Source organism: Streptomyces sp. NPDC055962, assembly GCF_042270185.1.
Taxonomy (GTDB): Bacteria; Actinomycetota; Actinomycetes; order Streptomycetales; family Streptomycetaceae; genus Streptomyces.
Window position 1 is genome coordinate 397,504 of the sequence record NZ_JBHJYN010000004.1, and the last position, 24,817, is coordinate 422,320.

The window sequence follows — 24,817 nt, forward strand, 5'->3', positions numbered from 1 at the left end:
GTGCACACAGGTCATGCAAAGGCGCACACGGGTTTCCTCAGCCCTCGCCGCACTGATCGCGCTGGGCCTCGCGTGCTCGGCCTGCACGACGGGCGGCGTCGCCGACCAGGCGCAGGGCAGCGCGCAGCCACCGCCGGCCGCGGAGACCGCGTACACCCCGTACGTGAGCGCCACGACGGCGGCGGACACGGACGGCGCGGGGTCCCCCGACACGTACAACCTGGCGTTCGTCACCTCGGCCGCTTCGGGGTGCACCCCCCTCTGGGGAGGCACCCCGGCGGCAACCGGTGACGCGGTCGCCGCCCGGGCCGAGGCGCTCACCGGGACCGGGGCCGACCTCAGGGTCTCCTTCGGCGGGGCCGCGGGAACGGAGGCCGCACTGGCCTGCGACAGCGCGGAGGAACTGGCCGACGCCTACGCCGGGGTCCTGGACGCGGTCGGGGCCACGAAGGCCGACTTCGACATCGAGGGCGACGCGCTCACCGACACCGCCTCCGTCACCCGGCGCGACGAGGCTCTCGCCCTGCTCCAGGAAAAGCGCGACCTCGACGTCACCTACACGCTGCCCGTCATGCCCGACGGGCTCGAGGACACCGGGCTCGCCGTCCTCCAGGACGCCGTGGACCAGGGGGTCGACGTCTCGGCGGTCAACATCATGGCGATGAACTACAGCACGTCCCACAGCGGCGACATGGGGGAGTACGCGGAGCAGGCGGCCACCGCCGCCCACGACCAGATCGTGGACGTGCTCGCGCTGTCGCGGGACGCGGCGTGGAAGGCGCTGCACATCACCGTGATGATCGGGGTCAACGATGTCGCGGGGGAGACGTTCACCCTCGACGACGCCGCCTCCCTGCGCGCGTTCGCCGCCCGGCAGGGTGTCGGCGCGCTCTCCCTGTGGGCGTCCTTCCGCGACCGGGAGTGCGGCGCGGACGAGGACACCGCGAAGGCCTCCGACACCTGCAGCGGGGTCGACCAGGACGCGGGCGCCTTCGCGGAGGCGCTGAGCGGGTGAGAGCGGCCCCGCGGCCGGACCCGGTCAGCGCAGCGGGGCCTCCCGGACCAGGACCATCAGCGCCTTGGCCCCCGGGCTCATGGCCCGGGCGGGCGGGAGCACGACGACGCTCTCGTAGACCGGTCCCTCCGCTCCGCCGAGGTCCACGGCGACCAGGCCGCGTGCCTCCGGCTTACGGGCGAAGTGGTGCGGCACCACCGCGATGCCGAGACCCTCGTGCACCAGCTCCAGCAGGCTGTGCACGTCGTTGACCTCGAGCGCCACCGTGCGGCGGGTCCCGGCGGCGGCGAACGCCTCGTCGGCTGCCCGCCTGGGGCCCCAGTCCGGATGGAAGTCGATGAACGACTCGCCCCGCAGCGCGTTCCACGCGACCGGCGTGCCCTCCCCGGCGAGCCGGTGACCCGGGGCGCACAGGACGACCATGGGCTCCCGTGCCAGCGGCACGAGCTCGCCCCGCCACTCCGGCGGGCTGACGGTCGCGGCGAACGCGAGGTCGAGCCGGCCGCCTGCCACCCCTTCCAGCAGGCTGGACGTGCCCTCCTGCCGGAGCCTGATCTCCATGTGCGGATGCTCCCGGTGGAAGGCCGCGAGCAGCCGGGCCGTGCTGACCCCGGCCACGCACTGCTCCACCCCCAGCGTCAGCGTGCCGCGCAGCAGCCCCCGTACGGCGTCCACGGCGTCCCGTGCCGCTCTCGCGCCCGCCAGCGTCCGCTCGGCCTCCACCAGCAGGGCCGCGCCCGCCTCGGTGAGCCGGACGGTGCGCGTCGTACGGCTGAAGAGCGGCGTCCTCAGCTCCTGCTCCAGTGCCCGGACGGACGCGGACAGCCCGGACTGCGAGACGGCGAGACGTTCGGCCGCCCGGGTGAAGTGCTGCTCCTCGGCGACGGCGACGAAGTGCTCCAGCTGACGCAGTTCCATGATTGAGCAATCTAGACGATGAATCCAAGCGGAATCTCCTGTTGGACTGCTGGATCCATCTCCGTCAGTCTTGAGGGCGCGCACCAGACCTGGCGCGCTACGCCGTGTCCCGTGGAGTGCCCGTATGTACCTTCCGTCCGCCGACCGCTACACCGCCATGCCCTACCGGCGCACCGGACGCAGCGGCCTGCTGCTCCCCGCCCTGTCGCTCGGGCTCTGGCACAACTTCGGAGGCGACCGGACCCCCGAGAGCCAGGGCGAGATCCTGCGCAGGGCCTTCGACCTCGGCATCACCCACTTCGACCTCGCCAACAACTACGGGCCGCCGCCCGGCTCCGCCGAGATCGCCATGGGCCGCGCCCTGAGGACCGACTTCGCCGGGCTCCGGGACGAGATGGTCATCTCCACCAAGGCGGGCTACCACATGTGGGAGGGCCCGTACGGGGAGTGGGGTTCCCGGAAGAACCTGCGCTCCTCCCTCGACCAGAGCCTCACCAGGCTCGGGCTCGACTACGTCGACATCTTCTACTCGCACCGCTTCGACCCCGACACCCCGCTCGAGGAGACGATGGGCGCCCTCGACACGGCGGTGCGCTCCGGCAAGGCGCTCTACGCGGGCGTCTCCAACTACTCCGCCGAGCAGACCCGCGAGGCCGCCCGCATCCTGAACGACCTCGGCACCCCCCTCCTCATCCACCAGCCGCGCTACTCCATGCTCGACCGCTGGGTCGAGGACGGGCTGCTGGACGCCCTGGACGAGCTCGGCACCGGCTCCATCGCCTACTCCCCGCTGGAGCAGGGGATCCTCTCGGACCGCTACCTGAACGGCATCCCGGAGGGATCGCGCGCCGCCGGGGCCTCCCCGTTCCTGTCGGCCGAGGCCGTCACCCCGGACCTCGTGGACCGGCTGGGCGCGCTGAACGAGCTGGCGCGGGAGCGCGGACAGTCCCTCGCCCAGATGGCACTCGCCTGGGTCCTGCGCGGCGGCCGGGTCACCTCCGCCGTCGTGGGCGCCAGCAGCGTCGCGCAGCTGGAGAACAGCGTCGCGGCCGTCCGGGGGCTGGAGTTCGGCGACGACGAGCTCGCCCGGATCGAGGAGCTCGTCAAGGGCACCGTCCGCCCCTGACCTGGAGACGCCCGCCGCACGGCCCCGTGCGGCGGGCGGCTTCACCGGACTGGACCAGTGACAGATCACCGAGGCCCTGGCCCGGTGCTGTCCCGGCGCGTACCGTGATCCGGCACGAAGATCCTCTTCCCGGGAGCGGGCGGGGGAGCGACCGACCAGTGACAGGACAGCACCACGTGAAGATCCTCGTCAGCGCCGACATGGAGGGCGCGACCGGAGTGACCTGGCCGGCCGACGTGCTGCCCGGGACTCCGCAGTGGGAGCGGTGCCGCGCTCTCTTCACCTCCGACGTGAACGCCGCCGCCCTCGGTTTCTTCGACGGGGGCGCCGACGAGGTGCTCGTCAACGAGGCCCACTGGACCATGCGCAACCTGCTGCTGGAGCGGCTCGACGAGCGCGTCCAGATGATCACCGGCAGGCACAAGACCCTCTCCATGGTCGAGGGCATCCAGCACGGCGACGTCGACGGCGTGGCGTTCGTCGGCTACCACACGGGCGCCGGTACGGAGGGCGTGCTCGCCCACACCTACCTGGCCAACTCCATCACCGGGGTCTGGCTCAACGGTGTCCGCGCCAGTGAGGGGCTGCTCAACTCCCATGTGGCGGCGGAGTACGGCGTGCCCGTCGTCCTCGTCACCGGCGACGATCTGACCTGCGTGGACGCCGCCGGTTACGCCCCCGCGGCACGCACGGTCGCGGTGAAGGACCACGTCTCGCGGTACGCGGCGGTGTGCCGCACCCCGGCCCGTACGGCCGCCGACATCAGGGCCGCCGCGGCCGGAGCGGCCGAACTCGCCGTGCGTCACGCACCCGTGACGGGCGGCACCTTCACCGTGGAGCTGGAGTTCGACGCCGAGCATCTGGCCGGTGCGGCGACCGTGGTTCCCGGCGTGGCGCCCAGCGGCGAGCGGCGCGTCGCGTACACCAGCGGGACGATGTACGAAGGAATTCGCACGTTCAAGGCGGTGACGACGATCGTGTCGGCCGCCGTGGAGGAGCAGTATGGCTGAGGCGGGCAACCCCACCGGACCCGTGGACGAGCGGGCGCTCGAGGAGTCGGTGACCTTCACCTCCGAGCTCATCCGGATCGACACGACCAACCGCGGCGACGGCAGTTGCCGGGAGCGCCCGGCCGCCGAGTACGTCGCCGAGCGCCTGGCCGGCGCGGGCCTGGAGCCCACCCTCCTGGAACGCACGCCGGGACGGACCAACGTCGTCGCCCGGATCGAGGGCACCGACCCGTCCGCCGACGCCCTCCTCGTCCACGGTCACCTCGACGTGGTGCCCGCCATGGCGGCCGACTGGAGTGTCCACCCCTTCTCCGGAGAGGTGCGCGACGGCGTCGTGTGGGGGCGTGGGGCCATCGACATGAAGAACATGGACGCGATGGTCCTCTCCGTCGTCCGGGCCTGGGCGCGCGCGGGCGTACGCCCGCGCCGCGACATCGTCGTCGCCTACACGGCCGACGAGGAGGCCAGCGCGGACGACGGCGCCGGCTTCCTGGCCGACCGGCACCCCGAGCTCTTCGAGGGCTGCACGGAGGGCATCAGCGAGTCCGGGGCCTTCACCTTCCACGCCGGCCCCGGGATGTCGCTGTACCCCGTCGCGGCGGGGGAGCGGGGGACGGGCTGGCTGAAGCTGACCGCCGAGGGCAAGGCCGGACACGGCTCCAAGGTCAACCGCGCCAACGCCGTCAGCAGGCTCGCCGCCGCGGTCGCCCGCATCGGCGCGTACGAGTGGCCGGTGCGGCTGACCCCGACGGTCCGGGCGGCGCTCACCGAGATCGCGGCGCTCCACCACATCCGTGTCGACCCCGACGCGCCCGGGTTCGACGTGGACGAGCTCCTCGGCAAGCTGGGCCCCGCCGCCGCGCTGATCGAGCCCACCGTGCGCAACAGCACCAACCCGACGATGCTGGACGCCGGTTACAAGGTGAACGTGATTCCGGGGCACGCCACGGCGCACATCGACGGACGCATGGTGCCGGGCGGCGAGGACGAGTTCCGCGAGACGCTGGACCGGCTGACAGGTCCCGGTGTCCACTGGGAGTTCGACCACCGCGAGGTCGCCCTCGAAGCCCCGGTCGACTCGCCGGCGTTCCGGAGGATGCGCGAGGCCGTCGAGTTGTTCGACCCCGGCGCGCACGTGGTCCCCTACTGCATGTCGGGCGGCACGGACGCCAAGCAGTTCTCCCGTCTCGGCATCACCGGCTACGGTTTCTCCCCGCTCAAGCTGCCCGTCGGCTTCGACTACCAGGCGCTGTTCCACGGTGTCGACGAGCGGGTCCCGGTCGATGCCCTGCACTTCGGCGTCCGGGTCCTGGACCACTTCCTGCGCACCGCCTGACGGACCGCACCATCCGGCGGACCGAACGGCCCGCCGGCCGAACCGCCTGACCGGAAAGAGGGGGAACCGACCATGGTGTCCACAGCGGCGTACGGCACATGGCCGTCACCGATCGACGCGGCACTCGCCGCCTCGCACGACGGCCGGCCGGAGTTCGTCGGCACCGTCGGCGACGAGGTGTGGTGGACTGAGCCGCGCCCCGCCGAGGGGGGCAGGCGCGCTCTGGTGCGCCGCAGGGCGGACGGCAGCACCCACTCGGTGCTCCCCGAGCCGTGGAACCCGCGCAGCCGCGTCATCGAGTACGGCGGTGCGCCCTGGGCGGGCGGGGTGCGTGAGGAGGGCGGGCCGCTGGTCGTCTTCGTCCACTTCCCCGACCAGCGGCTGTACGCCTATGCGCCGGACGGGCCTGGTGAGCCGTGGCCGCTGACCCCGGTGTCGGACATCGGTGGCGGACTGCGCTGGGTGGACCCGCAGTTGCATCTCGGACGCGGTGAAGTGTGGTGTGTGCTGGAGGAGTTCACCGGCGAGGCCCCCACCGACGTGCGACGGGTGATCGCCGCGGTGCCCCTGGACGGTTCGGCCGCCGGTGACCGCGGTGCCGTACGCGAACTGACTGACGACCGGCACCGGTTCGTCACCGGACCCAAGCTGTCGCACGACGGGCGCCGGGTCGCCTGGATCGCGTGGGACCATCCGCAGATGCCGTGGGACGGAACCGTCGCGATGGCGGCCGACGTCGGTGACGACGGCTCCTTCACCGGTGTCCGGTCCCTGGCCGGAGGCACCGACGAGTCGGTCGTCCAGGTGGAGTGGGACCGGGACGGCTCGCTGCTCTTCGTGTCGGACGTCGCGGGCTGGTGGGAGCTCCAGCGGCTCAGGCCCGACGCGGCCACCGGCGGGGTGGTTCCCGCCGCCCGGCTCTGCGGCGGCCGGAGCGAGGAGTTCGGCGGACCGTTGTGGAAGATCGGCCTGCGCTGGTTCCAGCTCCTGGACAACGGGCTGATCGCCGTCATCCACGGCCGGGGCACCACCGCGCTCGGTGTGCTCGACCCGGAGACCGGCGAACTCGTCGACGCCGTCGGCCCCTGGACCGCGTGGGCGGAGACGCTCGCCGTGCAGGACACCAGGGTCTTCGGTATCGCCGCGAGCCCGTACACGTCGTACGAGGTGGTGGAGCTGGACACCGCCACGGGCCACACCCGGACCATCGGCGTGCCCCACGAGGACGCGGTCGACCCCGCCTACTGCCCCGAGCCGCAGATCCGCACCTTCACCGGGCCCGCCGGCCGTGAGATCCACGCCCATGTGTACCCGCCGCGCCACCCCGACCGCGCCGGCCCGGACGGTGAGCTGCCGCCGTACGTCATCTGGGTGCACGGCGGCCCCACCGGCCGCGACCCGCTCGTGCTCGACCTGGAGATCGCCTACTTCACCTCCCGTGGCATCGGCGTCGCCGAGGTCAACTACGGCGGCTCGACCGGCTACGGCCGTGCCTACCGCGAACGGCTCCGCGAGCAGTGGGGCGTCGTCGACGTGGAGGACTGCGCGGCCGTGGCGCTGGGGCTGGCCGAGGAGGGCTCGGCGGACCGCGGCCGGCTGGCGATCCGGGGCGGCAGCGCCGGCGGATGGACCACCGCCGCCTCCCTCACCCAGACGGACGTGTACGCCTGCGGAGCGATCAGCTACCCGATCCTCGACCTGGAGGGCTGGGCGACCGGCGAGACCCACGACTTCGAGTCGCAGTACCTCGAATCGCTCGTGGGCCCCCTCGCCGAGGTCCCCGAGCGCTACCGGGAACGCTCGCCGATCAACCGCACGGACACGCTGACGGCGCCGTTCGTGCTGCTCCAGGGGCTCGACGACCCGATCTGCCCGCCCGTCCAGTGCGAGCGCTTCCTCGCCGCGATCGAGGGCCGCGGGATCCCGCACGCCTACCTCGCCTTCGAGGGGGAGAGCCACGGCTTCCGCCGCGCGGACACCGTCAGGCGCGCACTGGAGGCGGAACTCTCCCTCTACGCGCAGACGTTCGGGCTCGACCGGACCGACGTACCCCGGCTGGAGCTGGGGAAGTGACCCTGGAGCCCCTCGCCCGCCCGGCCAGGCTGCGGCCCGGGGCCAGGGTCGTGGTCGTCTCCCCCAGCGGGCCCGTGCCCGCCGAACGGATGGAGCGCGGTCTCGACCTGCTGCGCGGCTGGGACCTCGACCCCGTCGTGGCCCCCCACGCCCTCGACACGCACCCGGAGCTCGGCCACCTGGCCGGGACGGACGAGCACCGGGCCCAGGACCTCCAGGAGGCCTGGTGCGACCCGTCCGTGGACGCCGTGCTGTGCGCCCGCGGGGGGTTCGGCGCCCACCGCATGGTCGACCTCCTGGACTGGAACGCCATCCGCGCGGCCGGGCCCAAGGTGTTCGTCGGGTACAGCGACATCACCGTGCTGCACGAGGCGTTCGCCCTGCGGGCCGGGTTCTCGACCCTGCACGGTCCGATGATCGGGACCGAGGTCTTCCTCAAGGACGAGGCCACCCGGCAGGCCCTGCGCTCCACCCTCTTCGAGCCCGAGTCGGTGCAGACCCTGGGGCTGGACGCGGCGGCCGCTCTGGTCCCCGGCACGGCCCGCGGGATCACCTGGGGCGGCTGCGTGAGCCTGCTCGCGGCCGACGCCGGAACCCCCGGGGCCCGGACCTCCGCGCGGGGCGGGCTGCTGGTGATCGAGGACACCGGGGAGGAGCCGTACCGGCTGGACGGCATCCTCACCCGGCTGCTGCGCATCGGCGCCCTCGACGGGATATCCGGGGTGGTGTGCGGCTCCTGGGAGGCCTGCGGACCGTACGAGGGGGTGCGGGCCGTGCTCGCCGACCGTCTCGGCGGTCTCGGGATCCCGGTCGTCGAGGAGCTCGGCTTCGGTCACGGCCCCACGGCGCTGACCGTCCCGCTCGGCGTTCCCGCCGTGCTGGACGCGCCTGCCGACGGCGGCCGGTGCACCCTCACCGCCCGTGTGCCCGCGCTGGTCTGACGGCCTGTCCGGCGGCGGGCGCGCGGCGGAGCAACTCGGAAAACTCGTCCCCCGTGCGTTGACAGCGATATGACCGGTGTCACACCATGGGCCCGGCTCGGTACTTACCGGTCGGTAAGGTGTCCTCGGTGTGGAGGTCCATGTGTCGCGTGCTGTACCCAGATTCCGTCGTCCACTGACCTTGCTCGCCGGAGCGGCCCTGCTCGCCCCGCTCGCCCTGACGGGCACTCCGAAGGCATCGGCGGCGGACCGGTACACCGTCACGCCCCTGGAGTTCACCGTGCGCGCCGGCGACCGGTCCTGCACCGTCGACGCCGACCTCTACCGCCCCGCCGGCGTCGACGCGCAGCACCCGGCCCCGGCCGTCCTCGCCACCAACGGCTTCGGCGGCAGCAAGGACGACGGCTCGACCGACGTCATCGGCAAGGCCTTCGCCGAACGCGGCTACGTCTCCCTCGTCTACTCCGGCCTGGGCTTCGGCCGGTCCGGCTGCCTCATCACACTCGACGACCCGGCGATCGACGGCAAGGCGGCCTCCGGGCTCGTCGACTTCCTCGCCGGCACCCGCGCCGCCGACGACGGAACCGAGGCCGACTACGTCACCTCGGACGGGCCGGGCGACCCGGTGGTCGGCATTATCGGCGGCTCGTACGGAGGCGCCATCCAGCTGGCGACCGCCTCCGCCGACCGCCGCGTCGACGCGCTCGTCCCGCTGATCACCTGGAACGACCTGGCGTACTCGCTCGCACCCAACAGCACCGGAGCGGCCCGCGGCGTCTCCTCCGACACGCCCGGTGTCTTCAAGTGGCAGTGGACCAACGGCTTCTACCTGATGGGGGAGGCGCAGCCCCTGCTCGTCCCGAGCCTCGACCCCTCGCGCTTCGGCAGCCTCACCTGCCTGCACTTCTCCGCGCGGGCCTGCGACACCATCCGCCTCCTGAACTCCGGCCGCTACCCGGCCGACGAGACCCGGAGGATGCTCACGTACGCGCGGAGCGTCTCGCCGGCCTCGTACCTCCCGGGTGTCACCGCGCCCACGCTGCTCGTGCAGGGGCAGGCCGACAGCCTGTTCAACCTCAACGAGGCCACCGCCACCTACCGGGCGCTCGAGGCCCAGGGCACCCCGACCAAGATGATCTGGCAGGCATGGGGCCACAGCGGCGGCCAGGTGCCCGGTGAACTGGACCTCTCCACGGGCAACCTGGAGACCAGCTACGTCGGGCAGCGCATCCTCGCCTGGTTCGACCGCTACCTCCACCACGACGAGAGCACCGCCACCGGGCCCGAGTTCGCCTACTACCGTGACTGGGAGAGCGGCTACGGCACCGCGGCAGCCGTCCCCGCCGCGTCCCGCACCATGTATCTGTCCGGCGACGGCGCCCTGGTGGACAGTCGTGCGAAGGTCACCCGCGGAACCCGCCAGTACACCAACTGGCTCCTGCCGACCAGCCACTCCGAGAGCTCCCTCGCCGGCCTCATCGGGCTCTCCGACCCGGCGCCCTACGACACCAGGGGCACCTACCTCGGCTGGACCAGCGCGCCGCTCACCGCGCCGGTCGACGTCGTCGGCGCGCCGAAGGCCACCCTGAAGGTCGTCTCGCCTAAGACGGAGCGGGTCCAGGACAGCGGCGACGCCGCGGACAAGCTCGTCCTGTTCGCCAAGGTCTACGACGTGGCCCCCGACGGGTCGCAGAAGCTGGTGAACCGCCTGGTCGCCCCGGTGCGCGTCCCCGACGTCACCCGCCCCTTCACCGTCGAGCTCCCGGGCATCGTGCACCGGTACGAGACCGGACACCGGCTGCGGTTCGTGATCGCCGGGAGCGACACGGCGTACTTCGGCAACCGGGGCGTCAAGCCGGTCACCGTGGTCAGCGCCCCGCAGGACACCGGCGTCCTGGAACTCCCCGTGGTCGGCTGACCGTCACCCGTACGGCCCTGCTCCACCGCTCCCCGGACCCGGGACACAGTCATCCTGAGGTTCGGGGACCGCCGTTCCCGGCCCCGGCACCAGGACTCAGGGAGGGCGGCTCATGAGCCCCAAGGACGTATCCGGCGACACCGCGAGCGCCTTCACCCCCGCCCGGATCGCCGTCACCGTGCTGGCCGTGCTGACGATCGTCTTCATCTGCGTGAACACCGCCGACGTGACCATCCGCGTCATCATCCCCAAGGTCACGATGCCGCTCTGGGCGGCGCTGCTCGGGGTCTTCGTGGCGGGCGGGCTCTGCGGCGCCTACCTCTTCCGCAGGCGCGCCGCGCGGTAGGGCCGCCCCGCCCCGCCGTCCGCGGCCCCTCGACGCCGCGTACCGGGACCGATCCGCTCCCCGCTCCCTGCCTGAACGCTGGCACCGGGGGTACGCGCGGGTCATCACCCGCCACGGGGCGTACCGGGCGGCGGCGGAGAGGACATGGACGTGCGGACTGTCGGAGTCGAGGAAGAGCTCCTGCTCGTCGACGCGGAGAGCGGTGACCCCCGGACGCTGTCGACGGCGGTGCTGGCCCTGGCCGAACGCCGGGCCGAGGGCGACTTCGTCTTCGAGTCGGAGCTGCACGACCAGCAGCTGGAGTTCGGCACCGAGCCGCGCGAGGCGATGGCGGACCTGGCGGAGGAGATACGCCGCTGGCGCGCGGAGGCGGCCCGCAGCGCGGCGGAGGTGGGCGCCGCCGTCGCCGCACTCGCCACCTCCCCGATGCCGGTCAGCCCCTCCATCGGTCAGGACGAGCGCTACCGCTGGCTGGCGGAGCGCTTCGGCCTGACCGCTCAGGAGCAGCTGACCTGCGGCTGCCACGTGCACGTGTCGGTGGAGTCCGACGAGGAGGGCGTCGCCGTACTGGACCGGGTGCGGCCCTGGCTGCCGGTCCTGCTGGCCCTCAGCGCGAACTCCCCCTTCTGGCAGGGCCAGGACACGGCGTACGACGGCTACCGCAGCAGGGTCTGGGGCCGGTGGCCCTCGGCCGGTCCGGTGGAGGTGTTCGGCTCCGCGGGCCGCTACCACGAGCAGGTCCGGACGATGGTCGACACGGGGGTCCTGCGCGACAAGGGGATGATCTACTTCGACGCGCGTCTCTCGCACCGCTACCCCACCGTGGAGGTGAGGGTGGCGGACGTGTGCCTGGACCCGGCGGACACCGTACTGCTCGCCACGCTCGTACGCGCGCTGGTCGAGACGGCGGCACGCGCCTGGCGCGCCGGCGGCCCACCGGACCCCGCGTCGGTGAGCGTGCTGCGCATGGCCTCCTGGCAGGCCGCGCGCTCGGGCCTGGAGGGCCGGCTGATCCATCCGCTCACCCTCCGGCCCGAGCCGGCGGCGGACGTCGCGCACGCGCTGCTCGCCCACGTGGGTGAGGCCCTGGAGGACAGCGGGGACCTCCTGGAGGCCGAGAAGGCGCTCGGCGCGGTGCTGAAGCGGGGAACGGGCGCCCGGGCCCAGCGTGACCTGCTCGCGGGCTCGGACAGCCTCCGGAAGGTCGTCACCGAGTGCGCCGCCAGGACGCTCGGCTGACCGACGGCGTGCCGTCGGTGCCCGGCGGCCGCACGGTCACCCGGAGAGGCGCCCCGTGGCCTGTGCCTCGACCGCCTCGGACAGGCGTCCCAGCATGGCACGGTGCCGGATCTGGAGCAGGGCGTCGAGCGCGGCGTTGTGGAGGCTGCCGCCGAGCCCGCGCAGCGGGTGCTCGTTGAGCAGGACCAGCGTCTCGTCACCCCAGGGGCGGATGTCGAAGGCGATGCGCGCCGTCCCCAGGGGCCCGCTGTACGCCTCCAGTTCGAGCACGCCGGGCCGTTCCAGCCGCCGCACCGTGGTGTGGCCCCGGAACTCCCTGCGGCCGAGGCGCAGCGTGTACGCGATGGAGGAACCGACGTCGGGCCAATGTCCCTCGAGGGGGCCGGAGTCGTGGGTTCCCACCACCCAGGTGCCGTAGAGGCCGGGCTGTTCGAGGACCGCCCACAGTGCTGCGGGCGGGTGGGGGATCAGCTGGTGGCGCAGGGCCATGGGGGCGCCTCCACACACGGACGTCGGAACGGGCGGGAACGGCGCGCGCGCTCATCAGCGATGCTACGCGGCCTGCCCGGACCTCACATCCCGGGCGGGAGCGCGGCCGGCACCTCTCCCGCACGGGTCCCCGGGGCGCGAGCCGCGAACTTCCCCGGAAAAGGGGAGACATCGCGCGGCCGGGGCGGTGAGGATGGCCGTATGCGTACACGTGTCGTCCTCGATGCCCCCTCGAACCTGGGGCTGAGGCCCCCCGCCCCCGGTGTCGTCCCCGGGTGCTACAAGCTCGCCGGCGCGCTCCGCGAGCAGCGCATCGTGCAGCGTCTCCGGGCGCTGGAGGGCGGTGTCGTCGTACCGCCACGCTACGACCGGGGTGACTGGAAGGAGGGTGACGGCGTCTTCAACGCCGCGGCCATCGCCCGCTACACCCGCACACTCGCCGACCGGATCGAAAAACATGTCAGGGCGGGAGAGTTCCCGGTCGTCCTCGGGGGCGACTGCTCCATCCAGCTCGGCGCCACCCTCGCGCTGCGCCGCATCGGCCGGTACGGGCTCGCCGCGATCGACGGTTCCGCGGACTTCCGGCACCCGGGCAACAGCGACCGGATCGGCGCGGCGGGCGGCGAGGAGCTGGCTCTCTCCACCGGGCGAGGGCAGGCCGACCTCACCGGACTCGAAGGGCTGGGCCCCTATCTCAAGGACGAGGACATCCGCCTCTTCGGCATGCGTGACGACGACGAGGACCGCGCAGAGATGACCGCCCTGAAGATCTCCAACGCCACGGTGGGGGAGATCAGGGAATGGGGCCCCGCCGCCATCGCCCGCGCCGTGGTGCAGACCTTGGAGGTCCCCGTCCTCGACGGCTTCTGGGTCCACCTCGACGCCGATGTGCTCGACCCGAGTGTGATGCCGGCCGTCGACAGCCCGGACGACGGCGGCCTGTTCCCCGGCGAACTGGCCGTGCTGCTGCGCACCCTCGTGCGGTCACCCCGCTGTGTGGGGCTCAACGTCACGATCTACGACCCCGATCTCGACCCGGACGGCACGGCAGGCGCGCTGCTCACCGACCTGATCGTCGACGCCTTCGCCGAAACGGGACCGGAATCGCCCGACCGTTGACCACCGGGGTGGCAAGGTCCCGGCAGGCGCCTTCGGCAGGGCGCGGAGGAGTGCGGTTCCCGGCGGTTCCTGACCCGGCCACGGAGCAGCGGCACGTCGAGAAGCACGCCCCCCGTCCGGAGAAGGCCCGTGCCCGGCCCGGAGCGGCCCGGGTTCCGCGTCCTGTCGTGCCGTGGGCGCCCGGGCCCAGCGGCGATCAGGGCGAAGCCTCCCCGGCCGGCGGAGGGACGGGGTGCGGACGCAGGACCATCAGCGAGCCCTCCAGGGCCGCCACCATGGCGAACGGGCACCGGTCGAGCTCCAGGCAGAGCGCGATGTCATCGGGGTGCACTCCTTGACGCACCCCGTGGGCCAGCTCGTACGCGGCACGGGACTCGGCGGCGCGGCGGAGGAACTCCGCCGGGTCCGTCTCGGCCCCGTCGGCCCTGAGGGCGATGTACTCGGCGCACGCCAGGTCCTCGTCGGCCCGACCGTCCTCACCGGTGACCACGAACGTGACACCGTCGCGCGCGCGGGTCCGCAGGAGCCGGGCCGTCGCCTCCGCCACCACGAAGCTCGCGCACAGGACGAGCGACGCCTCCTTGACCGCGAGGGCGCCGACGGTCCCCGCCGTGGTCTTCTGCACCACCGTCCGTCCCCGGAGGTCGACGGACCTCAGCATTCCCGGTGAGTTGACGGTGTCGAACCCCGGCACGGGCGGGCCGTCCTTGAGCGCCACCCAGTCCGGACTGCGGGCCTTGAGGGCCAGCGCCTCCTCCGGCGACTCGGCGAGAACGATCTTCTCCGCCCCCTGGGCGAAGGCCAGGGCGGCCACCGTGAAGGCGCGCATCACGTCGACCACGACCGCCACGTGCGGGGCTTCGACGAGCTCGGGGATGCCGAGGAAACGAGCTTCCATCCCTTCATGATCGCGCAGGACCGCCCCCATCCGTCCGTACCGTGACGCGCATCACATCGGGGTACCCGAGACGCGGGACGGCGTGCTCGGACGGGAACGCACCGCACCGGGTCCCGGAGAGCCCTACGCTGATCCTCATGCCGAACCGGGTGCCGCTCAGCGGCGAACTGCGTGCCACGCTGGGTGACCCGGCGGGGGCCGTGCTCCTGGACAGCAGCCCGCGCTCCCGGGTGTGGCGGGTCGAACTGCGCGGCGGCGGCCGGGTGGTCGTCAAACAGATCACCGACGGAGGCGGAGCCGGGTCCGACCCGGACGTCCGCTACGCGCGGGAGGTCGCCGCGTTGCGGCTCGCCGGGAGGGCGACCGCGCCGGCCGTGGCCCCCGCCCTGCTCGGGACGGACGCGGCGGCCCGCGTGATGGTCCTCGAACACCTGGACGACCTCGGTGCGACCGACGACTGGCTGCCTGGCTACGCGGACTCCCTCGCCCGGCTGCACGCGCTCACCGGGCCGGCCGACACGGGCACGCTTCCCGCCTGGTCGGGGCCGACGGCCGCCGACGCCGAGTCGTTCCTCGCCCTCGCCAGGGCGCTGGAGGTCCCCGTCCCGCCCGCGGTGCCCGACGAACTCGCCGGACTGATCGACCGGCTCGACCCCACGCCCCACCACGCCCTGCTGCACGGTGACCCCTGTCCCGGCAACGATCTGCGCACCGCCACCGGTGTCCGCTTCGTCGACTTCGAGCAGGCGGCGTCGGGCAACGGTCTGGTCGAACTCGCCTACCTCCGCATCGGGTTCCCGACATGCTGGTGCGCGATGTCGGTGACGGCAGCACCCCTCGCGGAGGCCGAGGATGTCTACCGTGCCACCTGGCGCAGCCTCACCGGCACGGATGTCCCCGGCGATCCGGCCGACGCCTGCGCCGGCTGGCTGATCCGCGGCGACGCACTCGTCGAACGTGCCCACCGCGGGACCGCCGACCACCTCGCACGGGTGCCGGCCGAGGACTTCGCGTGGGGCCGCGTCTCCGCCCGGGAGCGGCTCGTCCACCGGCTCGGCGTGGTCGCCGGCCTGACCCGCGACCACGACCACCTGCACGCGCTCGGCCGTCTGGGCGGCGTGCTGGCCGTGCGCCTGATGGAGCGATGGCCCGCCCTGCGCCCCCTGCCCTCCCACGGCGCCGCCCGGTCCCAGGGCTGACCGCCGGCGGATCAGGTCACGGCGTCCGCCGGCCGCTCACCGTCAGGCGGACACGTTCCGGTCGACGTACTCGAAGACCGAGCCGTCCGGGTGCAGGGCGATCAGGTTGCGGCCCGCAGGGGTGGGCACCGGGCCCGCGACGACCTTCGCGCCCACCCTGGTCAGTGCCGCGTTGGCCTCGTCGACGTCCTTGACCGCGATGGTCGCCGACACCTTCCGCAGCACCTCCAGCTCCGCCTCCGGGCCGCTCATCAACAGGAAGCAGCCGATCGCGGCCACCGAGACCCCACCGCGCTCGAAGCGCAGCGCCGGAGTGCCGGTCAGGCCCTCGTAGAAGGCCACCGAGGCCTCCAGGTCGTCGACACAGATCCGCAGCGTGGTTCCCAGGATTTCCATGCCCACGAGGGTAGTTGCCGTCCCGGTGCGATGTGATCGGTTCTTTCCCCCACCACCGGGTCAGGCCCGGCAGAGCACCTCGCCGTGCGGCACCATGAACCACGCGTCGGGCTCCTCGCCCCAGGCGCGCCAGGCCTCCGCGACCGCCGTCAGCTGTCCGGTGCTCGCGTGTCCGCCCTCCACGGCGAGTTGCGCGTACACGGACGCCGTCGTGCGGTCCGCCCACAGCCCGCTCCACCAGGCCCGGTTCTCCGGGGTGGCGAAGCACCAGGCGCCCGCCGTCGGGGTGATGTCGGCGAAGCCGGCCTGCTGAGCCCAGGACAGCAGCCGGCGGCCCGCGTCGGGCTCGCCGCCGTTGGCACGGGCCACCCGGCCGTACAGGTCCTGCCACTCCCGCATCCCGGGCACCTCCGGGTACCAGGTCATCGCCGCGTAGTCGCTGTCGCGCGCGGCGACGACGCCTCCGGGGCGGCAGACGCGTCGCATCTCGCGCAGTGCCTGGACCGGGTCACCCACGTGCTGGAGCACCTGGTGGGCGTGGACGACGTCGAAGGAGTCGTCGGGGAAGTCCAGGGAGTGGACGTCGGCGACCGCGAACTCCACGTTCTCCAGCCCGCGTTCGGCGGCGGCCGCCGCGGCGCGGTCCAGGATGTCGCGGCCGGTGTCGACCGCCGTCACCCGCCCGGGCGCCACCAGCGCGGCGATGTCCGCGGTGATGGTGCCCGGCCCGCAGCCGACGTCCAGAACCGCCTGGCCCGGCCGGAGTTCACCGATGAGGTACGCCGCCGAGTTGGCGGCGGTGCGCCACTGGTGCGAGCGCAGGACCGATTCGTGGTGGCCGTGTGTGTAGACGGCGGTTTCCTTCGGCATGACCGTACGTCCTCTCCGGGAACTCAGTCGCGGGCGATGGACCCAAGGTACGCCGCGATGTCGCATCCTGAGATAGCCGTCTCATCATATGGGCGCTCCTATGCAGGCATCGGGCAGTACACCGTCAGAGCCTCGGGCAGCTTGTCGATCAGCAACTCCTTTCCGGAGTGCGCCACTTCACCGTCGTAGGCGTACGGGGTGCCCGGTGTGAGCCCGGCGATCCGCACCGCGCGGCGCCGTACGGCCGCGTGGACGGGGGAGCGGGACAGCGGGCCGGCGATCGCCGCGGCGAGCAGCCGGAGTCCGGGGGTCCGGCCGCCGTGGACCACCCGTACGTCGAGCAGCCCGTCCGCGAGGTTGTGGCGGCGCCCCGGAGCGGGCCCCACCCGGCGGAACAGCCCGTTGCCCACGAAGAGCAGCCACAGCGGACGTCGCCTGCCCTGCAGTTCGGCCGTCAGGGGGCGGGACCCCCGAAGCGCCTCGAAGGCCGCGAGCACCCCTGCCGGCCAGCCGCCGATCCTGGGCGCCCAGTGCTCCCGGGTGCGCACCAGCTCCGGATAGACGCCCAGGCTGAAGGCGTTGAGGAAGTACCCGTGCGCCCCGCCCGGCCCCTGCGGCCCCGGCCGGAAGCGGCCGAGGTCGACGCGGACCGCGTCGCCGGAGATGAGCGCCGTCGCCGTGTCGTGCACGGTCTCGATGCCGAGGTCGTACGCGAAGTGGTTGAGGGTCCCGCCGGGGAACACGGCCAGCGGCACGCCGTGGGTCGCCGCGACGGCCGCCGCCATGTTGACGGTGCCGTCGCCCCCGCACACGCCCAGGGCCTTGCCCTCCCGCGCGGCCTCCTCCAGGCAACCCGGCAGGTCGGCGGGCGCGCACTCCACCGTCTCCGCGAGGGGCAGCACGTCGCGGATCAGGGAGGCCGCCGCAGTCGCGGAGCCGGACTCCCGGTTGACGACCACCACCAGGTCCTTGCCGGCGGGCAGGGCAGGGGCCTCGGCCGGCGGTCTGCCGGGGGCGGGCAGCTGTCCACGGGTCGGTACGACGCCCCGCAGTGCGAACGCCGCTCCGATACCGAGTGCCGCACCGGCCACCACATCGCTCGGATAGTGGACACCGGTGTAGACGCGGGACGCCGCCACGGCCGCGGCCACCGGGGCCACGACCGCGCCCCAGCCCTTCGACTCCAGGGCGACACCCGTCGCGAAGGCCGCGGCGGACGCCGCGTGCCCCGACGGGAAGGACGTGGTGAAGGGCTGGCGCTTCAGCTGCCGTATGACCGGAACCAGATCCACTATCGGCCGGTCCCTGCGTACGGCTCCCTTGCCCACGGTGTTGATCGCGGCCGAGGCCACGGCCAGCGAGGCGACCCCTCGCAGCGCCGCCCGGCGCGACCGCGCGCTGGAGCCCAGCGCCGCCATGCCCGCGGCGGCCCCGAACCAGAGCAGGCCGTGGTTGGCGCTGCGGCTCAGCCGTGGCAGGACGGGCTCGGCGCCGGGCCAGTGTCTTTCGGCCACGCGCTGGAACGCGGCGAGGTCGCGCTGGTGGAACCAGGCCCGCCAGCGGCCGGGGGAGGAGAGACTGCTCGTTGTCGACATGGGACAGCGAATACCCTGCGACCGGGCGGTGAACCAGGAGGCGCGCGCACGTTCATCCGTCGGATTCCGGCCGGATCCCGGCATGGTCTCCGATCGGAACACGGAGAATGCGGCGAAAGGTCCCCTCCGCTCCACGGCGTCGTGCCGCGGACATTGCCCGGACAAGTTCCCTGACGTTAGCCTGCGTTCGTGATTCCGGCCATTGACCGGAGTGTCGAACAGGATTGGCAGGCGATCATGGGGCGACTCGTCCCTGCGGTGACCAGGGCGCTGGATGTTCTCGAACTCTTCCTCCAGGGTGAGGGAACTCTCTCCGCTCCCGAGGTCACGCGCAAGCTCCAACTGCCGCGGACGACCGTCCACGAACTGCTCACCACGCTCGCCGCGCGGTCCTACCTGGTCACGGTCCCGGAGCAGCCGGGCCGCTACCGGCTGGGCGTGCGCACGTACCAGCTGGGCAGCCGCTACGCCGAGCAGCTCGACCTCGCGGCCGAGGGCCAGCAGGTCGCCCGCGAGGTGGCCGAGACCTGCGGCGAGACGGTCCATGTGGCGATCCTGGAGGACACCGAGGTCATCTACATCGCCAAGGTGGACTCCACCCACGCCGTCCGCATGGTCTCGGCCGCCGGACGGAAGCTGCCCGCGCACTGCACCTCCGTCGGCAAGCTGCTGCTCGCCGCGCTCCCGGAGGCGGAGCTCGACGCCCGCCTCGACGGGCGCGAGCTCACCGCCATGACCGACAACAGCCTCACCGACCCCGTGGAGCTGAGGGCTGCGCTCGCCGTCGCCCGCAAGAGGGGCATAGCGGTCGAGCACAGGGAGTCGAACCCCGACGTGAGCTGCGTGGCCGCGCCCGTCCGGGACCGCTCCGGACGCGTCGTCGCCGCGCTCTCCATCTCCGTGCCGATGATCCGCTGGAGCGAGGAGCGCGAGGCGGAGCTCGCACAGCTCGCCGCGGGCGGCGCGGACGCGCTGTCCGGCCGGCTCGGCCACCACCGGAGCCAGGTGTGAGGACGCCGCGTGTGAGGACGTCCCCCGAGGTGGCCGTGCGGGCCGCGGCCGAGCTGGGAGAGGGCCCCACCTGGGACCCGGCCGCGGGCCGGCTGATCTGGGTCGACATCCTCTCCTCCCGCGTCCACACCTACGACCCGTCGACGGGGCGCCGTACGGTCATGGACACCGGCCAGCACGTCGGGGCGGCGAAACCGCGGGCCGACGGCGGCCTCGTCGTCGCCCTGCGGGACGGCACGGGCCTGTACGACGCCGACGGCTCCTTCTCCTGGCTCGTCCGCGACCCCGTCCCGGGGCGGCGGGGCAACGACGCGGCCGTGGCGCCGGACGGCGCGCTCTGGGCGGGCACCATGCGCTACGACGAGGCGGAGGGGGGCGGGACCCTGTCCCGGATCGCCCCGGACGGCACCGTGAGACCCGTCCTGGACTCGGTGACGGTCAGCAACGGCACCGGCTGGAGTCCGGACGGCCGGCTGATGTACTACATCGACACCCCCACCCGCCGCGTCGACGTCTTCGACGTGGACGGGGAGCGCGTCCTGGACCGGCGCCCCTTCGTCGCCACCGAGCGGCCCGGATGGCCGGACGGGCTGACGGTGGACGCCGAGGGGTGTGTCTGGGTCGCCTTCTGGGACGGCGCGGCCGTCCGGCGCTACACCCCCGACGGCCGGCTGGACCGGGTCGTGGAGCTTCCGGTCCGTCGGCCCACGGCGTGCGCGTTCGGCGGGCCCGGCCTCCGTGACCTGTACGTCTCCACCGCCCGGACGGGCCTCGACGCCCCCCACCCGCTCTCGGGCTCCCTGCTCGTGCTCCCTGACGCGGGGGAGGGGCTGCCCGGGACACCGTTCGCCGGCTGAGCGGGCGGGTGCCGGGACACGTCCTTCCGCCGCCCGTCGGAGCCGGTGCGGGGGCGGACCCCGGGGAACCTCCGTATAAAGGGCCCTGAGGGCGACGCAGGCGGAGGGAGGCCCCGGGATGCACCGGAGCGAGCGGACGCGGCCCCACCCCCTCGGGGAGGGACACGGCCCGGTCCGCTACGGGCCGCCCGCCCCCGACCCCGGACTGCCCGTGCTGCCCGAGCTCGCCGCGGTGCTGGCCGCGTCCGCCGCGCGGACCCGGCCCGAGCCACCCGGTGGCGGAACGATCCTGCGGGAGGCGGCCAGCGGCTACTGGGGGCGGCGGGGCCTGCACGGCGGCCCCGAGGACATCGCGGCCGCCCCGGGTGCCCAGCCCCTGATCCTCGCGCTGATCGCCGCGTACGGCGGCGATGTGCTCATGCCCCGGCCCTGCCCCGCCACGTGGATGCCGCAGGCACGTCTGCTGGGCCGGCCCGCCTACCACGTGCCGACGCCCGCCGAGTGCGGCGGTATCCCCGACCCGTACGCCCTGCTGGAGACGGTACGCAGGGTGCGCGCCGAGGGCGGCCGACCGCGGCTCCTCCTGATCTCCGTGGCCGACGACCCGACCGCGACCCTCGCCCCGCCGGAACTGGTCCGCGAGACCTGCGAGGCCGCGGTCTCCGAGGGGCTGCACGTCGTCAGCGACGAGACCTGGCGCGACACCCTGCACAAGCCCCACGACACCGTCCTGCTCAGCCCCGCCGAGATGTGCCCTGACGACGTCACTGTTCTGTCCGACCTGGCGGGAGCCCTCACCCCCTCCGCGTGGCCGGTCGCCGTCGCACGCTTCCCGGCCACCGCGCAGGCCGCCGCCCGTCGTGCCCGGGTGCTCGACATCCTCACCGCGCTCGGCGCGCTCGTCGCGGAGCCGGTCGCCAGGGCCGCCTCCCATGCGCTGGACGAACCCGAGGCCGTCAGGGCCCGGATCGGGCAGGCCGCCCGCCTCCAGGCCCAGGTGGCGTCCGCAGCCCACCGCGCCGTGCTCACCGTCGGCGCACTGGCCAGGCCTCCGCAGGCCGGCCGCCATCTCTACGCCGACCTCGGGCCCCTGCGCACCCGGCTGGCCGCCCGGGGGGTCACGGACTCCATGGAACTGGAGGAGTACCTGACGGAACGTCTCGGCGCGCCTGCCCCCGGGGGCCACCGCTTCGGCGACGAACTGGGCGCGCTGCGGGTGCGGCTGAGCACCGGACCACTGCTCGGCGCAACCCCGGAGCAGCAGACGGAGTCCCTCACTGCGGTGGAGCCCTTGAAATTGCCCCATGTCGCCCGAGCACTGAGCATTTTCGCAGCAGCCCTCGATGAACTCCGATGACAGGAGCCTCTCGATGACGGAACAGACCGAGCGTCCGTTCGCCGGAGCCGGCCACGCACCCCCGGGGCGTCCCGCCGCCCCTCCGCGCCGTCTCGGCGAGTCGAGGACCTGGCCCCGCTCCTTCGCCGACCGGCTCACCGCCCCGCTGCCGGGTGTCAGGGGCATGACCCGTCTGGCCAGGGAGCGCGCCCTCCGGCCCAACGCCGAGGGGCTCCGCGGCATCCACCGGCTGCCCTACGCACCCCGGCCGCTGCCCGTCGTGGACGCGGGCACGACGGCCGTCACCTGGGCCGGACACGCCAGCTGGATCGTCCGCATCGGCGGGCTCACCGTTCTTACCGACCCGGTCTGGTCGCGGCGCATCCTCGGCACCCCCGCCAGGATCACCCCCGTCGGCGTCCCGTGGGAGGGGCTGCCGCGCATCGACGCCGTACTCATCAGCCACAACCACTACGACCACCTGGACGCCCCCACGCTCCGCAGGCTCCCCCGGGACACCCCTCTCCTCGTCCCCGCGGGTCTCGGCCGCTGGTGCAGGCGCCGCCGCTTCACCTGCGTCACCGAGCTCGACTGGTGGGAGTCGGTGGAGCTGGGCGGGGTCCGCTTCGACTTCGTCCCCTCCCACCACTGGTCCAAGCGCACCCTCCTGGACACCTGCCGCTCCCTGTGGGGCGGCTGGGTGCTCGGCGACGCGCAGGGGCGGCGGCTCTACTTCGCGGGAGACACCGGCTATGGCCACTGGTTCGAGGAGATCGGCCGCCGCTACCCCGGCCTGGACCTGGCCATCCTGCCGATCGGAGCCTACGAACCGCGCTGGTGGCTCTCGGACGTGCACACCGATCCGGAAGAGGCGGTGCAGGCGTACGAGGACCTCGGGGCCCGGGCGATGGCCCCGATGCACTGGGCGACGTTCGTGCTCTCCGCCGAACCGGTGCTCGAACCGCTCACCCGGCTCCGCACCGCCTGGCAGCGGGCCGGACACCCGCGCACCGACCTCTGGGACCTTCCGGTCGGCGGCTCACGGGTCCTGGAGGGCTGAACCGTGACCGGCCGGCGCCCGAGCCCCTCAGCCGGCCATGCGGGCGCGGAGCCGCCTCCAGAGCGCCGGGGTCCCGCTGATCAGCAGCGTCAGCACGACCGCCGCGAGCACGCCCTCCCACGGCTCGGCGAACAGCGAACCGCCCAGGATCCCGATCAGTTGGTACGTCGCCGCCCACGCCAGACACGCGGGCACATCGCCGCGGGCGAACTGCCGCAGCGGCATCTTGCCGAGCAGGCACGCCAGCATCACGGGGATGCGCCCGGCCGGCACCAGCCGCGACAGCACCAGCACCATCGTGTCGTGATCGTCCAGCTTCTGCTGCGCCTGGGCGAGCCGCTCCGGAGCGGCCCTGCGGGTGATGGCCCCCAGCCACTTCGAACCGTTCCTGGACCGCACCCCGCGCTGCCCCAGCCAGTACAGGCATATGTCCCCGAGGAACGCCGCGCCCGACGCCACGGCGAACACCACGAGCAGGGCGAACGGTGACGTCTGGTGCAACGTCACCACGGCCGCCGTACTCACCAGCGCCCCCGTCGGCACCACCGGCACCAGCGATCCCGCAGCCACCAGCAGGAACAGCGTCGGGTAGCCCACGGCCTGCTGCGTCGACTCGGTCGGCAGCTGCCGCAGTACTTCGTCGATCACCTACGGGCCTCCGGTCTCACATGCTCGCCGTGGCCCAGCCGGTGCACCGCCACGTCCGGTGCCACCCGCGCCGCCTGCCTCACGAATTCGTCGCCCGGCGCGTGGAACTCGTGCGGCCGGATCCCGTCCATCCCGATCGGCCAGTACGTGCCGTAGTGCACCGGCACCGCGGACCGCGGCTCCAGCAGCGTCAGCACCTGCGCGGCGCGGGTCGCGTCCAGATGGTGGTGGCCCAGATTGGGCCCCCAGCCGCCGACCGGCAGCAACGCCACGTCCACCGGCCCCACGGCCTTCGCCATGTCGTCGAACAGCCCGGTGTCCCCGGCGAAGTAGGTGCGGGCCTCGCCCTCCACGACGTACCCGAGGGCGGGCACCCGGTGCGGGCCGACCGGCAGACGGCGTCCGTCGTGCAGGGCCGGGACCGCGCGGACCAGGACCTCACCGACCCGCACCGCGTCACCAGGACCCACCTCCAGGATCCGCAGACCGCGCAGCCGCCGCAGCACCCGAAGGCCGGGGACGGCGCGGACCGCGCCCCGGGGCACGATCACCAGGCTCCCGGGGGCGAGCCGGGCCAGGGAGGGGAGATGCAGATGGTCGGAGTGCAGGTGCGAGATGAGCACCGCGTCGGCGACCGCGGCCTCCGGCGGCGGGACCTCGCCCCGGCGCCGGCGCAGATGCGCGAAGCGCCGCGCGAACAGCGGGTCGGTCAGCACCCGGACCCCGGTGTCCTCGATCGTGCAGGTGGCATGACCCCACCAGGTGACCTCCACCGCCCCGCCTCCTCGTCCGTGGTTCCGCCGTTCCCGTACGCGTACGAGCGTAGGCGCTCCGCGCCCTCCCCACGCCGGAGTGCTCCTTCACGCCGTTCCCGGCACGGTACCGGGCGGCTACGGAGCGCTACGACGGGGGTAGGGTCATGGCCAGCATCCGAGTGCGGGGGGATCCGTTCATGGACGACGTCGTCGCAGACGTACGGGTGGCGGCCATCGCCAGTCTCACACCGCTGGAGGAGCTCGACGGCGACCCGTTCCTCGTCGACACCCGCAGCCAGCACGCCATGTGCGCCCGCTGGGCCGAGGACCAGGGGTACGTCGTCACACGCCAGCTCCGCGTCTACGGGCTGCGCTCCGACCACCACGCGCTGTGGGCGGGCGTCGAGGGCGGACAGGTCGAGCTGTTCGTGGCGCCCAACGACCGGGTGCTCGCCCGGGCGCTGGTCTCGGTGTCCGACTTCACCGCGGAGTGCGAGCGCCGCGGCGTCCGCCTGGCGTTCGCCGGTCTGGAGGAGCCCGTCTACACCGCGCGCACCAAGGCCAGCGTGCACCGCAGGCTCTCCATGCCCACCGCGGGGTACGACGGCTGCTGACCCCCTCGGAGGCCCCGGGGCCCCGGGGGCGCCGGAACGGGCTGTGAC

General features: G+C 73.5%; 24 protein-coding genes. 16 read left to right on the forward strand and 8 right to left on the reverse strand.

Annotated features, from left to right (window positions below; genetic code table 11):
* Window positions 1-13: 13 nt before the first annotated feature.
* Window positions 14-1,015: a chitinase gene (locus ACFC51_RS15395; protein WP_376370259.1), complete on the forward strand. Its 1,002-nt coding sequence runs from the start codon at window positions 14-16 to the stop codon at window positions 1,013-1,015.
* A 24-nt stretch (window positions 1,016-1,039) separates the two neighbouring features.
* On the opposite strand, the gene ACFC51_RS15400 is transcribed toward ACFC51_RS15395, so the two are convergent.
* Window positions 1,040-1,933: a LysR family transcriptional regulator gene (locus tag ACFC51_RS15400; protein WP_376370258.1), complete on the reverse strand. Its 894-nt coding sequence runs from the start codon at window positions 1,931-1,933 to the stop codon at window positions 1,040-1,042.
* Window positions 1,934-2,057: 124 nt separating this feature from the next.
* On the opposite strand from ACFC51_RS15400, the gene ACFC51_RS15405 reads away from it, so the two are divergent.
* From ACFC51_RS15405 to ACFC51_RS15440, 8 genes are all read left to right on the forward strand, one after another.
* A complete protein-coding gene (locus tag ACFC51_RS15405) occupies window positions 2,058-3,059 on the forward strand; it encodes an aldo/keto reductase (RefSeq protein ID WP_376370256.1) in 1,002 nt (333 codons plus the stop codon).
* Window positions 3,060-3,235: 176 nt separating this feature from the next.
* Window positions 3,236-4,069, forward strand: a complete 834-nt coding sequence (locus ACFC51_RS15410; protein WP_376370339.1) for a M55 family metallopeptidase — start codon at window positions 3,236-3,238, stop codon at window positions 4,067-4,069.
* Entirely contained in the window at window positions 4,062-5,405 is a 1,344-nt protein-coding gene (locus tag ACFC51_RS15415) for a M20/M25/M40 family metallo-hydrolase (RefSeq protein ID WP_376529032.1), read from the forward strand. Before ACFC51_RS15410 ends, ACFC51_RS15415 begins: the two co-directional genes overlap by 8 nt.
* 72 nt (window positions 5,406-5,477) lie before the next feature.
* Entirely contained in the window at window positions 5,478-7,478 is a 2,001-nt protein-coding gene (locus tag ACFC51_RS15420; RefSeq protein WP_376529034.1) for a prolyl oligopeptidase family serine peptidase, read from the forward strand.
* A complete protein-coding gene (locus ACFC51_RS15425; RefSeq protein WP_376529037.1) occupies window positions 7,475-8,419 on the forward strand; it encodes an LD-carboxypeptidase in 945 nt (314 codons plus the stop codon). The genes ACFC51_RS15420 and ACFC51_RS15425 overlap by 4 nt, the downstream gene beginning before the upstream one ends.
* Before the next feature lie 142 nt (window positions 8,420-8,561).
* Window positions 8,562-10,337 (forward strand): CocE/NonD family hydrolase, encoded by a 1,776-nt coding sequence (locus ACFC51_RS15430; RefSeq protein ID WP_376529040.1) that lies wholly within the window; start codon window positions 8,562-8,564, stop codon window positions 10,335-10,337.
* 112 nt (window positions 10,338-10,449) lie between these two features.
* Window positions 10,450-10,683, forward strand: a complete 234-nt coding sequence (locus ACFC51_RS15435; protein WP_376370248.1) for a DUF1049 domain-containing protein — start codon at window positions 10,450-10,452, stop codon at window positions 10,681-10,683.
* Between the two features lie 144 nt (window positions 10,684-10,827).
* Window positions 10,828-11,922, forward strand: a complete 1,095-nt coding sequence (locus tag ACFC51_RS15440; protein WP_376529043.1) for a glutamate--cysteine ligase — start codon at window positions 10,828-10,830, stop codon at window positions 11,920-11,922.
* A gap of 36 nt (window positions 11,923-11,958) precedes the next feature.
* Here the strand turns inward: ACFC51_RS15440 and ACFC51_RS15445 are convergent, their stop codons facing one another.
* Complete coding sequence (locus tag ACFC51_RS15445) at window positions 11,959-12,411, reverse strand: SRPBCC family protein (RefSeq protein WP_376370245.1); 453 nt, start codon at window positions 12,409-12,411, stop codon at window positions 11,959-11,961.
* A gap of 201 nt (window positions 12,412-12,612) precedes the next feature.
* On the opposite strand from ACFC51_RS15445, the gene ACFC51_RS15450 reads away from it, so the two are divergent.
* Window positions 12,613-13,530 carry an arginase family protein gene (locus ACFC51_RS15450; RefSeq protein WP_376370244.1) on the forward strand — a complete coding sequence of 306 codons (918 nt, stop codon included), beginning with the start codon at window positions 12,613-12,615 and terminating at the stop codon, window positions 13,528-13,530.
* A 196-nt stretch (window positions 13,531-13,726) separates the two neighbouring features.
* Here the strand turns inward: ACFC51_RS15450 and ACFC51_RS15455 are convergent, their stop codons facing one another.
* Window positions 13,727-14,428 (reverse strand): 2-phosphosulfolactate phosphatase, encoded by a 702-nt coding sequence (locus ACFC51_RS15455; RefSeq protein ID WP_376370242.1) that lies wholly within the window; start codon window positions 14,426-14,428, stop codon window positions 13,727-13,729.
* A gap of 137 nt (window positions 14,429-14,565) precedes the next feature.
* Between ACFC51_RS15455 and ACFC51_RS15460 the strand changes: the two genes are divergently transcribed.
* Window positions 14,566-15,627, forward strand: a complete 1,062-nt coding sequence (locus ACFC51_RS15460) for a phosphotransferase family protein (protein WP_376529046.1) — start codon at window positions 14,566-14,568, stop codon at window positions 15,625-15,627.
* Window positions 15,628-15,669: 42 nt separating this feature from the next.
* Here the strand turns inward: ACFC51_RS15460 and ACFC51_RS15465 are convergent, their stop codons facing one another.
* The 3 genes from ACFC51_RS15465 to ACFC51_RS15475 all read right to left on the reverse strand — a co-directional run bounded on the left by ACFC51_RS15465 (window position 15,670) and on the right by ACFC51_RS15475 (window position 18,488).
* The gene (locus tag ACFC51_RS15465) at window positions 15,670-16,023 is read right to left on the reverse strand and encodes a VOC family protein (RefSeq protein WP_376370239.1); all 354 of its coding nucleotides are present in this window, start codon (window positions 16,021-16,023) and stop codon (window positions 15,670-15,672) included.
* 60 nt (window positions 16,024-16,083) lie between these two features.
* Window positions 16,084-16,893 carry a class I SAM-dependent methyltransferase gene (locus ACFC51_RS15470; RefSeq protein ID WP_376370238.1) on the reverse strand — a complete coding sequence of 270 codons (810 nt, stop codon included), beginning with the start codon at window positions 16,891-16,893 and terminating at the stop codon, window positions 16,084-16,086.
* Between the two features lie 98 nt (window positions 16,894-16,991).
* Window positions 16,992-18,488, reverse strand: a complete 1,497-nt coding sequence (locus tag ACFC51_RS15475; protein ID WP_376370236.1) for a bifunctional phosphatase PAP2/diacylglycerol kinase family protein — start codon at window positions 18,486-18,488, stop codon at window positions 16,992-16,994.
* 237 nt (window positions 18,489-18,725) lie between these two features.
* On the opposite strand from ACFC51_RS15475, the gene ACFC51_RS15480 reads away from it, so the two are divergent.
* The 4 genes from ACFC51_RS15480 to ACFC51_RS15495 all read left to right on the forward strand — a co-directional run bounded on the left by ACFC51_RS15480 (window position 18,726) and on the right by ACFC51_RS15495 (window position 22,752).
* A complete protein-coding gene (locus tag ACFC51_RS15480) occupies window positions 18,726-19,499 on the forward strand; it encodes an IclR family transcriptional regulator (RefSeq protein ID WP_376529049.1) in 774 nt (257 codons plus the stop codon).
* 11 nt (window positions 19,500-19,510) lie between these two features.
* Window positions 19,511-20,356, forward strand: a complete 846-nt coding sequence (locus ACFC51_RS15485) for an SMP-30/gluconolactonase/LRE family protein (protein ID WP_376370233.1) — start codon at window positions 19,511-19,513, stop codon at window positions 20,354-20,356.
* A 118-nt stretch (window positions 20,357-20,474) separates the two neighbouring features.
* Window positions 20,475-21,713: an aminotransferase class I/II-fold pyridoxal phosphate-dependent enzyme gene (locus ACFC51_RS15490; protein ID WP_376529051.1), complete on the forward strand. Its 1,239-nt coding sequence runs from the start codon at window positions 20,475-20,477 to the stop codon at window positions 21,711-21,713.
* A gap of 13 nt (window positions 21,714-21,726) precedes the next feature.
* Window positions 21,727-22,752 (forward strand): MBL fold metallo-hydrolase, encoded by a 1,026-nt coding sequence (locus tag ACFC51_RS15495; protein ID WP_376529053.1) that lies wholly within the window; start codon window positions 21,727-21,729, stop codon window positions 22,750-22,752.
* Between the two features lie 27 nt (window positions 22,753-22,779).
* Here ACFC51_RS15495 and ACFC51_RS15500 read toward each other — a convergent pair whose 3' ends face one another.
* Window positions 22,780-23,400 (reverse strand): DedA family protein, encoded by a 621-nt coding sequence (locus ACFC51_RS15500; protein WP_376370228.1) that lies wholly within the window; start codon window positions 23,398-23,400, stop codon window positions 22,780-22,782.
* The gene (locus ACFC51_RS15505) at window positions 23,397-24,173 is read right to left on the reverse strand and encodes an MBL fold metallo-hydrolase (protein WP_376370227.1); all 777 of its coding nucleotides are present in this window, start codon (window positions 24,171-24,173) and stop codon (window positions 23,397-23,399) included. The genes ACFC51_RS15500 and ACFC51_RS15505 overlap by 4 nt, the downstream gene beginning before the upstream one ends.
* Window positions 24,174-24,352: 179 nt before the next feature.
* On the opposite strand from ACFC51_RS15505, the gene ACFC51_RS15510 reads away from it, so the two are divergent.
* Window positions 24,353-24,769 carry a hypothetical protein gene (locus ACFC51_RS15510; RefSeq protein ID WP_376370337.1) on the forward strand — a complete coding sequence of 139 codons (417 nt, stop codon included), beginning with the start codon at window positions 24,353-24,355 and terminating at the stop codon, window positions 24,767-24,769.
* The last annotated feature ends 48 nt before the right edge of the window (window positions 24,770-24,817 follow it).

Bases quoted from the DNA above. Each gene is read 5' to 3' on its own strand.
- ACFC51_RS15395 (WP_376370259.1), top strand. From the start codon at position 14: ATGCAAAGGCGCACACGGGTTTCCTCAGCCCTCGCCGCACTGATCGCG.
- ACFC51_RS15400 (WP_376370258.1), bottom strand. From the start codon at position 1,933: ATGGAACTGCGTCAGCTGGAGCACTTCGTCGCCGTCGCCGAGGAGCAG.
- ACFC51_RS15405 (WP_376370256.1), top strand. From the start codon at position 2,058: ATGTACCTTCCGTCCGCCGACCGCTACACCGCCATGCCCTACCGGCGC.
- ACFC51_RS15415 (WP_376529032.1), top strand. From the start codon at position 4,062: ATGGCTGAGGCGGGCAACCCCACCGGACCCGTGGACGAGCGGGCGCTC.
- ACFC51_RS15420 (WP_376529034.1), top strand. From the start codon at position 5,478: ATGGTGTCCACAGCGGCGTACGGCACATGGCCGTCACCGATCGACGCG.
- ACFC51_RS15435 (WP_376370248.1), top strand. From the start codon at position 10,450: ATGAGCCCCAAGGACGTATCCGGCGACACCGCGAGCGCCTTCACCCCC.
- ACFC51_RS15440 (WP_376529043.1), top strand. From the start codon at position 10,828: ATGGACGTGCGGACTGTCGGAGTCGAGGAAGAGCTCCTGCTCGTCGAC.
- ACFC51_RS15445 (WP_376370245.1), bottom strand. From the start codon at position 12,411: ATGGCCCTGCGCCACCAGCTGATCCCCCACCCGCCCGCAGCACTGTGG.
- ACFC51_RS15450 (WP_376370244.1), top strand. From the start codon at position 12,613: ATGCGTACACGTGTCGTCCTCGATGCCCCCTCGAACCTGGGGCTGAGG.
- ACFC51_RS15455 (WP_376370242.1), bottom strand. From the start codon at position 14,428: ATGGAAGCTCGTTTCCTCGGCATCCCCGAGCTCGTCGAAGCCCCGCAC.
- ACFC51_RS15460 (WP_376529046.1), top strand. From the start codon at position 14,566: ATGCCGAACCGGGTGCCGCTCAGCGGCGAACTGCGTGCCACGCTGGGT.
- ACFC51_RS15465 (WP_376370239.1), bottom strand. From the start codon at position 16,023: ATGGAAATCCTGGGAACCACGCTGCGGATCTGTGTCGACGACCTGGAG.
- ACFC51_RS15470 (WP_376370238.1), bottom strand. From the start codon at position 16,893: ATGCCGAAGGAAACCGCCGTCTACACACACGGCCACCACGAATCGGTC.
- ACFC51_RS15475 (WP_376370236.1), bottom strand. From the start codon at position 18,488: ATGTCGACAACGAGCAGTCTCTCCTCCCCCGGCCGCTGGCGGGCCTGG.
- ACFC51_RS15480 (WP_376529049.1), top strand. From the start codon at position 18,726: ATGGGGCGACTCGTCCCTGCGGTGACCAGGGCGCTGGATGTTCTCGAA.
- ACFC51_RS15490 (WP_376529051.1), top strand. From the start codon at position 20,475: ATGCACCGGAGCGAGCGGACGCGGCCCCACCCCCTCGGGGAGGGACAC.
- ACFC51_RS15495 (WP_376529053.1), top strand. From the start codon at position 21,727: ATGACGGAACAGACCGAGCGTCCGTTCGCCGGAGCCGGCCACGCACCC.
- ACFC51_RS15510 (WP_376370337.1), top strand. From the start codon at position 24,353: ATGGACGACGTCGTCGCAGACGTACGGGTGGCGGCCATCGCCAGTCTC.